Annotated in this window: 9 protein-coding genes; 6 read left to right on the top strand and 3 right to left on the bottom strand. The window is 65.5% G+C overall.

The annotated features are described in order from the left end of the window. The 3 genes from lysS (at position 1) to HDC96_RS05165 (ending at position 5034) form a co-directional block, all read left to right on the top strand. The gene (gene lysS, locus HDC96_RS05175; RefSeq protein ID WP_179459036.1) at positions 1 to 1518 is read left to right on the top strand and encodes a lysine--tRNA ligase; all 1518 of its coding nucleotides are present in this window, start codon (positions 1 to 3) and stop codon (positions 1516 to 1518) included. Positions 1519 to 1718: 200 nt separating this feature from the next. Next, on the top strand, positions 1719 to 2858 hold the full coding sequence (locus HDC96_RS05170) for a two-component system response regulator (protein ID WP_179459035.1): 1140 nt from the start codon (positions 1719 to 1721) through the stop codon (positions 2856 to 2858). A 1-nt stretch (position 2859) separates the two neighbouring features. After that, positions 2860 to 5034, top strand: a complete 2175-nt coding sequence (locus HDC96_RS05165; protein ID WP_179459034.1) for an ATP-binding protein — start codon at positions 2860 to 2862, stop codon at positions 5032 to 5034. Positions 5035 to 5085: 51 nt separating this feature from the next. Here the strand turns inward: HDC96_RS05165 and HDC96_RS05160 are convergent, their stop codons facing one another. The 3 genes from HDC96_RS05160 to acnA all read right to left on the bottom strand — a co-directional run bounded on the left by HDC96_RS05160 (position 5086) and on the right by acnA (position 10792). After that, a complete protein-coding gene (locus HDC96_RS05160; protein WP_179459033.1) occupies positions 5086 to 5955 on the bottom strand; it encodes a crotonase/enoyl-CoA hydratase family protein in 870 nt (289 codons plus the stop codon). 158 nt (positions 5956 to 6113) lie between these two features. Further along, positions 6114 to 7790 (bottom strand): long-chain fatty acid--CoA ligase, encoded by a 1677-nt coding sequence (locus HDC96_RS05155; RefSeq protein ID WP_179459032.1) that lies wholly within the window; start codon positions 7788 to 7790, stop codon positions 6114 to 6116. A gap of 245 nt (positions 7791 to 8035) precedes the next feature. Next, positions 8036 to 10792 carry an aconitate hydratase AcnA gene (acnA, locus tag HDC96_RS05150; RefSeq protein WP_179459031.1) on the bottom strand — a complete coding sequence of 919 codons (2757 nt, stop codon included), beginning with the start codon at positions 10790 to 10792 and terminating at the stop codon, positions 8036 to 8038. A 283-nt stretch (positions 10793 to 11075) separates the two neighbouring features. On the opposite strand from acnA, the gene HDC96_RS05145 reads away from it, so the two are divergent. The 3 genes from HDC96_RS05145 to acnB are packed head-to-tail and all read left to right on the top strand — an operon-like array spanning position 11076 to position 14341. Further along, positions 11076 to 11300 (top strand): AbrB/MazE/SpoVT family DNA-binding domain-containing protein, encoded by a 225-nt coding sequence (locus HDC96_RS05145; RefSeq protein ID WP_019182937.1) that lies wholly within the window; start codon positions 11076 to 11078, stop codon positions 11298 to 11300. 7 nt (positions 11301 to 11307) lie between these two features. Continuing rightward, a complete protein-coding gene (locus tag HDC96_RS05140; protein WP_176989067.1) occupies positions 11308 to 11706 on the top strand; it encodes a type II toxin-antitoxin system VapC family toxin in 399 nt (132 codons plus the stop codon). Between the two features lie 49 nt (positions 11707 to 11755). Then, complete coding sequence (gene acnB / locus HDC96_RS05135) at positions 11756 to 14341, top strand: bifunctional aconitate hydratase 2/2-methylisocitrate dehydratase (RefSeq protein ID WP_179459030.1); 2586 nt, start codon at positions 11756 to 11758, stop codon at positions 14339 to 14341. Positions 14342 to 15014 lie beyond the last annotated feature (673 nt).

Below are 15014 nucleotides of genomic sequence, written 5' to 3'. Positions count from 1 at the left end.
ATGAACGATCAGACCGCCGCGCCGCAGCCCCCCGTCGACGAGAACAGCCTCATCGCCGAGCGCCGCGCGAAACTGACCGCCCTGCGCGGGCAGGGCATCGCCTACCCGAACGATTTCCGCCGCGAGCACTTCGCCGGCACCCTGCAGGCCGAGTTCGCCGACGCCGAACAGTGGACCGCCGAAGCACTGGAAGCCAGTGGCCGCCAGGTCAAGATGGCCGGCCGCCTGATGGCCAAGCGCGTGATGGGCAAGGCCAGCTTCGCCCAGATCCAGGACGAGTCCGGCCGCATCCAGCTGTTCCTGCAGGGCAGCACCCTGGGCGATGCCTACACCGCCTTCAAGGGCTGGGACGTGGGCGACATCATCGCCGTCGAGGGTGGGCTGACCCGGACCAAGACCGGCGAGCTGTCGGTCAAGGCCACCAGCCTGCGCCTGCTGACCAAGTCGCTGCGCCCGCTGCCGGACAAGTGGCACGGCCTGGCCGACGTGGAGCAGCGCTATCGCCAGCGCTATGTCGACCTGATCGTGACCCCGGAGTCGCGCGAAGTGTTCATCAAGCGCTCGCGGATCATCCGCGCCATGCGCGCCTGGCTGGACAACCGCGACTTCCTGGAAGTCGAAACGCCGATGATGCATTACATCCCCGGCGGCGCCACGGCCAAGCCGTTCACCACCCACCACAACGCGCTGGACCTGGATCTGTACCTGCGCGTGGCCCCGGAGCTGTACCTCAAGCGCCTGGTCGTGGGTGGGCTGGAGCGCGTGTACGAGATCAACCGCAACTTCCGCAATGAAGGCGTCAGCACCCGCCACAACCCGGAATTCACCATGATGGAGCTGTACGAGGCCTACGCCACGTACACCGAAGTGATGGACCTGACCGAAGGCGTGATCCGTGACGTGGCCAGCAAGGTGCTGGGCACCACCACGGTGGAGTGGGATGGCGCCACCATCGACCTGGCCCCGGCCTTCCGCCGCTGGCGCATGGACGAGGCGGTGCGCCACCACAACCCGGAGATCAGCGCGGCCGACTGCACTGACCGCGATGCGCTGGCCGCCCATTGCGAGCGCCTGAAGATCCGGATCAAGCCGTCCTACGGCTGGGGCAAGCTGCTGCTGGAGATCTTCGAGGCCACCGTCGAGCACACCCTGATCCAGCCGACCTTCATCACCGACCACCCGGTGGAAGTCTCGCCGCTGGCCCGTGCCAACGACGACCAGCCGGGCTATACCGACCGCTTCGAGCTGTTCATCAACGGCAAGGAACTGGCCAACGGCTTCTCCGAGTTGAACGACCCGGAAGACCAGGCGGCCCGATTCCAGGCCCAGGTGACGGCGAAGGAAGGCGGCGACGACGAGGCCATGCATTACGACGCCGATTACATCCGCGCGCTGGAGTACGGCATGGCCCCGACCGGCGGCCTGGGCATCGGCATCGACCGCCTGGTGATGCTGCTGACCGGCAGCAGCTCGATCCGTGACGTGCTGCTGTTCCCGTATATGCGTCCCGAAAACTGAGACCTGCGTCCGGGCGTGCTTGGGGCACGTCCGGATGGGGGTTCCGCTCCCGTGGCCGCGCGAGTATGGTTTCTGCGTGGCTTTAACAGGCGCTATGCGTGTTGGCCACAGACCATGACGGGTCGCAGGGGGATGCCGACACCGGCATCACACTGTGACGACGATCATGAACTGGGGTGTTCATGACGGGAGGCGGACCCATGCAAGGTGCCAGTGTGCTGAGCGGCGGAGTATTCTCTCCGCAGCATGTTCCAGTGTGGTCAAGGAAGAAGGCAGAAGCAGCCTTGAATATTGTCATCGTTGACGACCAGACGTCCGCGCGTACCATGCTGCGCCATGTCATCGAGGACATCGCGCCGGAACTGTCCGTGCACGACTTCGGCGATCCGCTGACGGCGCTGGCCTGGTGCGAGTCGCACGCGGTGGATCTGCTGCTGCTGGATTACCGCATGCCGGAGATGGACGGGCTGGAGTTCGCCCGCCGTTTCCGTCGCCTGCCCAAGCACCGCGACATTCCCGTGATCCTGATCACCGTGGTCGGCGACGAGCCGGTCCGCCAGGCCGCGCTGGAGGCCGGGGTGATCGATTTCCTGGTCAAGCCGATCCGCCCGCGGGAACTGCGCGCGCGCTGCTACAACCTGTTGCAGCTGCGCCAGCAGTCGGAGAACGTCAAGCAGCGCGCGCTGTCGCTGGAGCAGCGGCTGCTGGCCAGCATGCACGAGGTCGAGGAACGCGAGCGCGAGACGCTGTCGCGGCTGGCGCGGGCGATCGAGTTCCGTGATGCCGGCACCAGCGCCTACCTGGAGCGCATGGCGCATGTCGCCGGCCTGATCGCCGAGCAGCTCGGGCTGCCGGAAGAGGAGGTCAAGCTGATCGAGATGGCCGCGCCCCTGCACGACATGGGCAAGATCGCCATTCCCGATGCCGTGCTGCTCAAGCAGGGCAAGTTGAACGACGAGGAGCAGGCGATCATGCGCCGGCACCCGCGGATCGGCTATGAACTGCTGAGCGGCAGCCAGAACCGTTTCATCCAGGTCGGTGCGTTGATCGCGCTGCGCCATCACGAGCGTTACGACGGCAGCGGCTACCCCGATGGCCTGGTCGGCGATGCGATTCCGCTGGAAGCGCGGATCGTGGCGGTGGCCGACGTGTTCGACGCCCTGATCTCACCCCGTCCGTACAAGGAAGCATGGACCATGGAAGCCACGCTGGCTTATCTGTACGCCCAGCGTGGTCGGTTGTTCGATCCGCGCTGCGTCGATGCCCTGCTGCGCGGCCGCCTCCAGCTTGACGAGATCTGCGCACAGCACTCCACTGCGTCATCCCGCCCGGGGATGTGATATGCGTCGTCTGTACCCGCGCCTGAAGCAACGTCTGGCGCAGCGCCCGGACACCGAGCACGGCCAGGCGATCGTGCGCATCGTGCTGATCACCCTGATCCTGCTGTATGTCCTGATGCCGGGACCCCGCCACGACCTGCCGCCGGCGCAGTACCACGGCGTGCTGGCGATCGTGCTGACCGGCCTGACGCTGTCGCTGGGGCTGTTCGGCTGGCTGCTGTGGCGGCCGGGGCGCTCGGATCCGCGCCGCGTGGCCGGCATGCTCGCCGACTACGGACTGATTGCCGCCGGCATGGTGCAGATGGGCGAGCCGTTGGCCTGGGTCTACATCGTGGTGATGTGGGTGACCGTCGGCAACGGCATGCGCTACGGCAACAACTATCTGTACGTGGCCGTGGCGATGGCCATGGTCAGCTTCGGCAGCACCGCGCTGCTCACGCCGTACTGGGAGCAGAATGCCCGGCTGGCGTTCGGCCTGTGGCTGGGCCTGGCGGCGGTGCCGCTGTATTTCTCCACGCTGCTGCGCCAGTTGACCCGGACCATGGCCGAGGCGCGCCGCGCCAACGAGGCCAAGAGCCGCTTCCTGGCCAACATGAGCCATGAGTTCCGCACGCCCCTCAACGGCCTGTCGGGCATGACAGAGCTGCTGGCCACGACCAAGCTCGATGACGAGCAGCGTGAGTGCGTCAACACCATCCAGGCCTCCTCGCGCAGCCTGTTGGCGCTGGTCGAGGAAGTTCTCGACATCTCCGCGATCGAAGCGGGCAAGCTGCGCGTCACCGCCGAGGATTTCGCGCTGGCCGATGTGATCCAGGCGATCGGGCTGATCCTGCTGCCGCAGGCCAAGGCCAAGCGGCTGGACTACCGGGTCAAGGTCGCCGATACCGTGCCGCCCTTGTTGCGCGGCGATCTCGGTCACCTGCGCCAGATCCTGCTCAATATCGCGGGCAACGCGGTCAAGTTCACCGACCACGGCCGGGTCGAGATCCGCGTCGCGGTGCTGCATGCCGAATCCAACAGCGGGGTGCGCCTGCGCTTCGACATCCTCGATACCGGTATCGGCGTCGCGCCGGAAATGCGCCCGCGGCTGTTCGAGGCATTCGAGCAGGCCGACGTCAGCATGGCGCGCCGCCACGAAGGCACCGGCCTGGGCACGACCATCGCCAAGGGCCTGGTCGAGGCGATGGGCGGCGCTATCGGCTACGAAGAGAATCCGCCGCAGGGCAGCCATTTCTGGTTCGAGCTGCCGTTCGCGCCGCCGCGCGTGCCACTGGGCACGGTCACCCCGGCCCTGGTCGGCGACGGGCTGCCGGACCGCAACGGCAATGTCATCGCCTTCGCCGATCCCTTCCTGCGCCATCGCGCGCGCGTGCGCAGCATGCACATCCTGGTCGCCGACGATCACGAGGCCAACCGGATGGTGCTGCAGCGGCTGCTGCAGAAAGCCGGCCACAAGGTGCTGTGCGTCAACGGTGGCGAAGCAGTGCTGGATGCGATGGCCGAGAGCGATTTCGATGCGGCCATCGTCGATCTGCACATGCCCGGCATGAGTGGCCTGGACATGCTCAAGGAGCTGCGCGTGATGCAGGCCGGTGGTGGTCCGCGCACGCCGGTGCTGGTGCTCAGCGCCGATGTCACCCCCGAGGCGATCCAGCGCTGCACCCAGGCCGGTGCGCATACCTTCCTGGCCAAGCCCGTCGTCGCGGTGCGGCTGCTGGACGTGCTGGCCGACATCGCCTCCAACGGCCAGCTCAAGGCCAGTGCGCCGATCGTGCGCACCGCCACCGTACTTGATGGCGTGCTGGATCCGGGCGTGCTCGACGAGCTGGCCTCGCTTGGCATGGGCGAGGGCTTCGAACGTGAGTTCATCCGCCAATGCCTGGCCGATGCCGAGCAGTGCGTCGGCGTCGCACTGGCCGATGGGGAGCGCAGCGACTGGGTCCATTTCCGTGAGCAGGCGCACGCGATCAAGGGCGTGGCCAGCAATCTCGGTCTGGTCCGCGTCGCCAATCGTGCCGGCGACCTGATGCGCATGGCCGACTGGCAGCTCAAGAGTGAATGGCGGCAGCGCGTGACCCTGCTGCAGGCCGGGATCAAGGAAGGCCGGCAGGCCCTGGACGCGCGTGCGCAGCGCCGGACCCAGGGCCAGGCGGACGACGGCGGCGACATGCGCTGAAAAAAAGCCCGGCGGCCGCCGGGCTTGAACAACACAGGGGAGGGGGGTGACTCAGGCGACGTCGAGGGTGGCGCGGCGGGTCTGGGCCTTGATCAGGCGATCCATGGTGCGCAGCGACTTGTCGCCCAGCGCGAGCGCGGAGTCCACCCACACCTTGGTGATTTCCAGCAGCTCGTCGTAACGCACGGCCTGGGCCAGGTTGCGTGCGGCATTCATCGCCAGGTAGGAATGCGGAATGCGCTGGTGCTGGCGGATCAGGTCCTCGACCGCCTTGACGCCCTGGCCCTTAGGCACCAGCACATCGACCACGCCCATCGCATGCATCTCCTCGGACGAATACACGCGGCCGTCGAGGATGATCTTCTCGGCCAGCTGCGGCGCCACGCGCTTGCACAGGAACGAGTAGGCCCCCATGCCCGGGAACAGCCCGAACAGGACTTCCGGCAGGCCCATGCCGCAGCCTTCCTCGGCCACGATGGTGTGGCAGGCCAGCGCCATCTCCAGGCCACCGCCCAGCGCGTCGCCCTGGATCAGTGCGATCGAACGCACGTCGCCGCCAAAGCCGGTGTGCAGGTGGTGCACGCCTTCCACGCAGCGCTGCGCGTAGGTCAGCAGGCGGTCGCGGTTGCCCTCGCGGATCAGGCGGGTGAACAGGTCCAGATCGCCGCCCAGGTTGTACGCGTTCGCATCGGAGGCGAGCACGAAATGGCGCAGCTTGCCGCTGTTGCGCTCGGCCGGGGTGCGGGTGATGGCGCTCATGAACGTCCACATTTCATCGAGCATGTCCTTGCGGCAGCACGGTCGGATGCCGCTGGCGGCATCGGCATGCATGTACAGCCAATGGGCGTCGTCGTTACCCGTGGTCTCGGTGCGGATGGTGGCGTAGCGGTGGTTGACGGGCAGCTTTTCAATGGTGCTCATGGCGATTTCCTCGGAGGCTGGCCCGCTGGGAGGACGGTGGGCGGCGGGCCTGACGGGTCCACACGCCGCGATCCTACACCCCCGCCATCTCACGCAACGCAAAAGGCCCCCGCCGTTGCCGGCAGGGGCCCTGTGAAGATGAAACCGTTGGGGAACCGTTACGGCGCGGGCGTATCGCGCAGTTCGCGGCGCAGGATCTTGCCGACATTGGTCTTCGGCAGTTCCTTGCGGAACTCCACGATCCGCGGGTGCTTGTAGCCGGTCAGGTTGGCACGCGCGTGCTCCTTGACCATCTCGGCGGTGAGGTTCGGGTCCTTCTTGACGATGACCACCTTGACCACTTCGCCGGACTTGTCATCGGGCACGCCGACCGCCGCGACTTCGAGCACGCCTGGCATCATTGCGATGACGTCTTCGACCTCATTGGGGTACACGTTGAAGCCGGACACCAGGATCATGTCCTTCTTGCGGTCCACGATGAAGAAGAAGCCCTGTTCGTCCATCCGCGCCATGTCGCCGGTGTGCAGCCAGCCTTCCGCATCGACCGCCTGGGCGGTGTCCTCCGGGCGCTGCCAATAGCCCTTCATGACCTGCGGGCCCTTGATGCACAGCTCGCCGACTTCGCCGGCGGCCAGGGTCTTGCCGGCGTCATCCTTCACGCAGGCATCGGTGGAGGGAATCGGCAGGCCGATGGCGCCGTTGTACTCGGCCAGGTTGAGTGGATTGATACAGGCGGCCGGCGAGGTCTCGGTGAGGCCATAGGCCTCGATCAGGGTCACGCCGGTGGCTTTTTTCCAGCGCTCGGCGACGGCGCGCTGCACCGCCATGCCGCCGCCCAGGGTGATCTTGAGCGAGGAGAAATCGACCTCTTCGAAGCCGGGAGTGTTGAGCAGGCCGTTGAACAGCGTGTTGACGCCGGTGATCGCGGTGAAGCGGGTCGCCTTGAGCTCCTTGACGAAGCCCTTCATGTCGCGCGGGTTGGTGATCAGGTAGTTGCAGCCACCGAACTTCATGAAGACCAGGCCGTTCGCCGTCAACGCGAAGATGTGGTACAGCGGCAGGGCGGTGATGATCACCTCCTTGCCCATCTCGATCCCCGAGGCGGAGATCCAGGCCGAGGCCTGCTGCATGTTGGCTACCAGGTTGCGGTTGGTCAGCATCGCGCCCTTGGCCACGCCCGTGGTGCCGCCGGTGTATTGCAGGAAGGCGACGTCGTCGTGGTCGATCTCGACCTTGGGCAGGGTGTGGCGGCTGCCCAGCTTGAGTGCCTGGTTGAAGCGGATCGCGCCACGCAGGCTGTAGTTGGGCACCATCTTCTTGATGTACTTCAGGACGAAGTTCACCACGATGCCCTTGGCGCCGAGCATGTCGCCCAGGCCGGTGGTCACCACCTGCTTGATCGGCGTATCGGCGATGACCTGCTGCACGGTATCGCAGAAGTTGTCGACCACCACCAGCACGGCCGCGCCGGAATCCACCAGTTGGTGTTTGAGCTCGCGGGCGGTGTACAGCGGATTGACGTTGACCACGGTCAGGCCGGCACGCAGCACGCCGAAGGTGGCGATCGGGTACTGCAGGCAGTTGGGCATCATCAGGGCGACGCGGTCGCCCTTCTTGAGCTGCAGTTCACCGAGCAGGTAGGCGGCGAACTGTTCGACCAACGCGTCCGTTTCCCCGTAGGTGAGGACCTTGCCGAAACTGGAGTAGGCGGGGCGGTCGCGGAACTTGGCCACCGAGGTGTCGAAGACGGCCGAAACCGACTGGAACTCGTTGACGTCGATCTCGGCGGGTACGCCTTTGGGATAACTCTGCAGCCAGGGTCGTTCCAGACTCATATTCCCCCTCCAGGAAACGTGGATGATGTGATGCGATGACGGAGAGTATCCGCCGTTTCATGCCTCGGCAGCATACCGTCCCGAATGGAAAAGGCGAAGGGCCGGTGAAGAAAGGGGGAGGCGGGGCAGCGGAGCGCGTTGTTTGCGACATGTGCGGTTCCTGCCCACGACCAACGGTCGTGGGCTACCGGGAGGTCACGACCGCGGGGGCGTGACCCGGTGCCGCCGGCAACGCGGCGGCTGGCTTACTTCTTGCCCGCCAGCTGACGCAGCACGTACTGCAGCAGGCCGCCGTGCTTGAAGTACTCCACTTCCTTCGGGGTCAGCAGCATCACATGGGCCTCGAAGGTCTTCTTCGTGCCGTCGGCCCGGGTCGCGGTGAGGGTGGCCGACTTGCTGGCGCCATCCTGCAGGCCGGTGATGTCCACCACTTCCGAGCCGTCCAGGCCCAGGCTCTGCGCGTTGTCGCCATTCTTGAACTGCAGCGGCAGCACGCCCATGCCGACCAGGTTGGAGCGGTGGATGCGCTCGAAGCTCTCGGCGATCACCGCCTTGACGCCCAGCAGGTTGGTGCCCTTGGCCGCCCAGTCGCGCGAGGAGCCGGTGCCGTATTCCTTGCCGGCGAACACGACCAGCGGGATGCCCTCGGCCTTGTACTTGACGGCCGCATCGTAGATCGCCAGCTTCTGCGGCTCGCCCCCGTCCTTCGGGAAGTACAGGGTATTGCCGCCTTCTTCGCCGCCGAACATCAGGTTCTTGATGCGGATGTTGGCGAAGGTGCCGCGCACCATCACGTCATCGTTGCCGCGGCGGCTGCCGTAGCTGTTGAAGTCGGCTGGCTGCACGCCACGTTCCTGCAGGAAGCGGCCTGCCGGGGAATCCTTCTTGATGTTGCCGGCCGGGGAGATGTGATCGGTGGTGATCGAGTCGCCGAACAGGCCCATCACGCGGGCGCCATGCACGTCGTCGATGTGGCCGACGTCCATCGTCATGCCCTCGAAATAGGGCGGGTTCTTGATGTAGGTCGAACTGCCGTCCCACTCATACAGATCGCCGTCGGGCGACTTGATGGTGTTCCAGCGGGTGTCGCCCTTGAACACGTCGGCGTAGTTCTTCTTGAACATCTCCGGCCCGATGGTCGCGGCGATCACGTCGCCGATTTCCTTGTTGCTCGGCCAGATGTCGCGCAGGTACACCGGCTGGCCATCGCTGCCCGTGCCCAGCGGCTCGGTGGTCAGGTCGATGTCGGTGGTGCCGGCGATGGCGTAGGCGACGACCAGCGGCGGGCTGGCCAGGTAGTTCATTTTGACTTCCGGGTGCACGCGGCCTTCGAAGTTGCGGTTGCCCGACAGCACCGAGGCCACCACCAGGTCACCGGCGGCGATGCCGGCGCTCACTTCGGTCGGCAACGGGCCGGAGTTGCCGATGCAGGTGGTGCAGCCATAGCCCACCACGTAGAAACCGATCTTTTCCAGCTCGGTGAGCACACCCGCTTTTTCCAGGTAATCGGTGACCACGCGCGAGCCCGGGCCGAGCGAGGTCTTGACCCACGGCTTGCGGTCCAGGCCCTTGGCCGCCGCGTTGCGGGCGAGCAGGCCGGCACCGATCATCACCGCCGGGTTGGAGGTGTTGGTGCACGAGGTGATCGCGGCGATGACCACCGCGCCGTCCTTCAGGCGGAACTTCCTGCCCTCCAGCTCCACGTCGCTGTAACCCTTCGCCAGCTGCTCGTTGCCGACCGCCGCGCCGCCGCCTTCGTTGACGAACGTGGACACGTCATCGTTGCGCTTGTCGCGGTTGGTGGTCAGGCCGACCAGGTTCTCGCGGTAGTTCTGCTTGACGTCTTCGAGCAGCACGCGGTCCTGCGGGCGCTTCGGGCCGGCCAGCGACGGCTTGACCTGGCCCATGTCCAGTTCCAGCGTGGCGCTGTAGCTGGCGTGCGCGGTGTTGGCGTCGTGCCACAGGCCCTGGGCCTTGGCATAGGCTTCGACCAGGTCGATCTGCGCTTCGCTGCGGCCGGACAGGCGCAGGTACGTCAGCGACTCTTCGTCGATCGGGAAGATGCCGCAGGTGGCGCCGTATTCCGGGGCCATGTTGCCGATCGTGGCGCGGTCGGCCAGCGGCAGGTGCTGCAGGCCTTCGCCGAAGAACTCGACGAACTTGCCGACCACGCCGTGCTTGCGCAGCATCTGGGTGACCGTCAACACCAGATCGGTGGCGGTGGCGCCTTCGGGCATGCGCCCGGTCAGCTTGAAGCCGACCACCTGCGGGATCAGCATCGACGACGGCTGGCCGAGCATGGCCGCCTCGGCTTCGATGCCGCCGACGCCCCAGCCCAGCACGCCGATGCCGTTGATCATGGTGGTGTGGCTGTCGGTGCCGAACACGGTGTCCGGATAAGCCACTGCGTTGCCATCCTTGTCCGCAGTCATGACGACGCGGGCCAGGTTCTCCAGGTTGACCTGGTGGACGATGCCGGTATTGGGCGGCACCACCTTGAAGTTATCGAAGGCCTTCTGGCCCCAGCGCAGGAAACCATAGCGTTCCTGGTTGCGCTGGAATTCGATCTTGCCGTTGAGATCGAGCGCGTCCGGGGTACCGAACACATCGACCTGCACCGAGTGATCGATCACCAGCTCGGAGGGAATCTGCGGATTGATCTGCTCCGGCCGACCGCCGAGCTTGACCACCGCATCGCGCATCGCGGCCAGGTCGACCACGCAGGGCACGCCGGTGAAATCCTGCAGCACCACGCGGGCCGGCATGAAGGCGATCTCGATGTCCGGCTCGGCCTTGGGATCCCACTGGGCCACGGCCTGGATGTGGTCCTTGCCGACGGTGACACCGCCATCCTCATGCCGGAGCAGGTTCTCCAGCAGGATCTTCATCGAGTAGGGCAGGTGGGAGATGTCGAACGTCTGTCCGAGCTTGGGCAGGCTGAAATAGTCGTAGGTCGTGCCGCCGACGTCCAGCTGGCTGCGGGTGGAGAACGAATCGCTCATTGCGGGTGACTCCTCTTGCGGATGGCTTGCAGTGGCCCGCCCGAGGCAGACCTGCTTGCGTTCGCCGCTGACCGGTAGGCCGGCGATCGCTCCGAGTATGAACGATTCAGCCGGATGCCACCTGCGGCAGTTGGTCTCAGGCTACACGGAGATATGTATCCCTCGTGTCATGGATGAGACAGATCCTTTCTGTGCCAACGGTCTTGGCGGCCAGATCAGTACTCCGATGGAAGTATGCCCCCGGAAGTATGTATAATTTGTGCATACTTTGGAGGGCGTACCGATGGAAGCTACCGTTGCAGAGCGCGGGCAGATCACCCTGCCCAAGGCGGTCCGTGATGCGCTTGGCCTGACCAAGGGCACGCAGCTGAAGGTGGAGCTCGAAGGCAGCCGCATCATCCTGCGCAAGAGCGTGGACGATGCGATCTCCCGTGCCCGCGGCAAATTCGCGCTGGATGGTTTCGATTCGGCCGAAGCGGCCGTGCGCGCGGTCCGCGACGAGGAATGAGCGCGTGATGATCGCCGTCGATTCACCGGTCCTGATCGAGCTGCTCAGCAATGGTCCGCAGGCCGACGCAGTCGAAGCCGGCCTGCGCCAGAGCCTGGTCGGCGGCCGCGTGGTGATCTGCGGGGTGACCCTGGCCGAGATCTGCGCATCGCTGCGCGGCGGCGCCGAAGTGCAGGAGGCGCTCGAGGAAATGGGCGTCCACTTCAGTCCACTGGAGGCCAAATCGGCCCTGCGCGCCGGCGAGATGCATCGCCGCCACCGGCAGCGCGGCGCCAAACCGCGCGGGCTGGATGAATTCATGGTCGGGTCGCATGCACTGCTGCAGTGCGACGGCCTGATCACCTGGAACGACAAATTTTACCGCGACTACTTCAAGGGCCTGAAGCTGATCGTGCCGCACGCCTGAGCCCATACTTTTAAACCGCATTCTTTCAAAGAATCACCCGGGAGTTGTCATGTTGGAAGCCTACCGCCACCACGTAGCCGAGCGCGCCGCGCTTGGCATCCCGCCGCTGCCGCTGAGCGCCCAGCAGACGGCCGACGTCATCGAACTGCTGAAGAACCCGCCCGCCGGCGAGGCCGAGTTCCTGCTGGAACTGCTGACCCACCGCGTGCCGGCCGGCGTCGATGACGCTGCCAAGGTCAAGGCCTCGTACCTGGCCGCGATCGCCCTGGGCAGCGAAGTCAATCCGCTGATCACGCGCGAGCGCGCCACCGAACTGCTGGGCACCATGCTCGGTGGCTACAACGTCGCGCCGCTGGTCCAGCTGCTGGACGACGCCGCCGTCGGTGCGATCGCCGCCGATGCGCTGAAGAACACCCTGCTGGTGTTCGACGCCTTCCACGATGTGCAGGAAAAGGCCAAGGCGGGCAATGCGAACGCCCAGGGCGTGCTGCAGAGCTGGGCCGATGCGGAATGGTTCACCAGCCGTCCGCAGGTGCCGGAAAGCCTGACCATCACCGTGCTCAAGGTGACCGGCGAAACCAACACCGACGACCTGTCGCCGGCCCCGGACGCCACCACCCGCCCGGACATCCCGCTGCACGCCCTGGCGATGCTGAAGAACAAGCGTGATGGCATCGAGCCGGAAGAAGACGGCAAGCGCGGCCCGGTGAAGTTCATTGAATCGTTGAAGGACAAGGGCCACCTGGTCGCCTACGTGGGCGACGTGGTCGGTACCGGTTCCAGCCGCAAGTCGGCCACCAACTCGGTGCTGTGGTTCACCGGCGAAGATATTCCGTTCATCCCGAACAAGCGCTTCGGCGGCGTGTGCCTGGGCTCGAAGATCGCCCCGATCTTCTACAACACGATGGAAGACGCCGGCGCCCTGCCGATCGAACTCGACGTGTCGCAGATGAACATGGGCGATGTGATCGAGCTGCGCCCGTACGACGGCAAGGCGCTGAAGGACGGCGCCGTCATCGCCGAATTCAAGGTCAAGTCCGATGTGCTGTTCGACGAAGTGCGCGCCGGTGGCCGCATTCCGCTGATCATCGGCCGCGGCCTGACCGCCAAGGCGCGTGAAGCGCTGGGCCTGGCCCCGACCGATCTGTTCCGCCTGCCGATGGACCCGCCGGATACCGGCAAGGGCTTCTCGCTGGCGCAGAAGATGGTCGGCCGCGCCTGTGGCCTGCCGGAAGGCCAGGGCATGCGCCCGGGCACCTACTGCGAACCGAAGATGACCTCGGTGGGCTCGCAGGACACCACCGGTCCGATGACCCGTGACGAACTGAAGGACCTGGCCTGCCTGGGCTTCTCGGCCGACCTGGTGATGCAGTCGTTCTGCCACACTGCGGCGTACCCGAAGCCGGTGGACGTCAAGACCCACCACACCCTGCCGGAGTTCATCTCCACCCGTGGCGGCATCTCGCTGCGCCCGGGCGACGGCGTGATCCACAGCTGGCTCAACCGCATGCTGCTGCCCGACACCGTCGGCACCGGCGGCGACTCGCACACCCGTTTCCCGGTGGGCATTTCGTTCCCGGCCGGCTCGGGCCTGGTGGCTTTCGCGGCCGCCACCGGCGTGATGCCGCTGGACATGCCGGAGTCGGTGCTGGTCCGCTTCAAGGGCAAGATGCAGCCGGGCGTGACCCTGCGTGACCTGGTCAACGCGATCCCGCTGTACGCGATCAAGTCCGGCCTGCTGACCGTGGCCAAGGCCGGCAAGAAGAACATCTTCTCCGGCCGCATCCTGGAAATCGAAGGTCTGCCGGAGCTGAAGGTCGAGCAGGCGTTCGAACTGTCCGATGCCTCGGCCGAACGTTCGGCCGCCGGTTGCTCGGTGCACCTGAACAAGGAGCCGATCATCGAGTACCTCACCAGCAACATCACGCTGCTGAAGTGGATGATCGCCGAGGGTTACCAGGACGCCCGTTCGCTGGCACGCCGCATCGAGAAGATGGAAGCCTGGCTGGCCAACCCGGAGCTGCTGGCCCCGGATGCCGACGCCGAATACGCCGCCGTCATCGAGATCGACCTGGCCGACATCCACGAGCCGATCGTGGCCTGCCCGAACGACCCGGACGACGTCAAGACGCTGTCCGACGTCGCCGGTGCGGCCATCGACGAAGTGTTCATCGGTTCGTGCATGACCAACATCGGTCATTTCCGCGCGGCCGCCAAGCTGCTGGAAGGCAAGCGCGACATCCCGACCAAGCTGTGGGTGGCACCGCCGACCAAGATGGATGCCTCGGAGCTGACCAAGGAAGGCCATTACGGCACCTTCGGCACCGCCGGCGCACGCATGGAAATGCCGGGCTGCTCGCTGTGCATGGGCAACCAGGCGCAGGTGCGTGAGGGCGCGACGGTGTTCTCGACCTCGACCCGCAACTTCCCGAACCGTCTGGGCCGCAATTCCAACGTGTATCTGGGTTCGGCCGAACTGGCCGCGATCTGCTCGCGTCTGGGTCGCATCCCGACCAAGGAAGAGTACATGGCCGACATCGGCGTGCTGGATGCCAGCAGCAAGGACATCTACCGCTACATGAACTTCGACCAGATCGAGGATTACCAGGAAGTGGCCGGTACGGTCGCTGCCTGATCCGGCGGCGGGCGCTGCCCGGCGACCGGTAGCCATCGACCGTTGGTCGATGGGCTGAAAACAGAAACCCCCGGTGAAAGCCGGGGGTTTTTTGTTGCATCTACGGGTGACCGCCTGATGTTGCTAAGTGCACTACTGCGACGCTCGTCTCCCTTTTCGCAGAGAGGGCATTGATAGACTGGGCGAATCGAAAAGCGCATGGACGCGTCGTTTGCTGAGGGCAGCGCGAGCGTATGCGGTCAAAGGGAGAGGTCCGTAGGTGCAAGTACGAATTTGGCGACTGCGTGTCGCAGTTGCGGCGATGGTGGGGGCAGTCATTCTCCCCGCAGCGGCGATTGAGCCGTATCAGGAGTATCGAAAACTCATCGAGTCGGCTCAGAACCTTACTGCGCTGCAGGACGATCTCTTCGGAGAGAAGGTCAACCTCTACACGGGGAAAACCCAGTTCTTAGCTACTGATATCGATCTGCCAGGCAACAACAGCCTACCTGTAAGGTTGACGCGTCGCTTTAGCGTAGAGCTTGACCTGGTAGGAACTCCGGCCAGCTTCAATGCCAACATTGATGGAATAGGCGGTTGGGAAGTAGATGTGCCCCACGTATCCGGTACGTTCGGAGGTGTCGGCTCATGGCCTGACACCCGATGCTCCGTGTCAATGGCTCCTACTTACAAC

This window comes from Stenotrophomonas sp. JAI102 (assembly GCF_013409105.1).
Taxonomy (GTDB): Bacteria; Pseudomonadota; Gammaproteobacteria; order Xanthomonadales; family Xanthomonadaceae; genus Stenotrophomonas; species Stenotrophomonas maltophilia_AA.
This window is presented reverse-complemented; position numbering and strand designations above follow the sequence as displayed.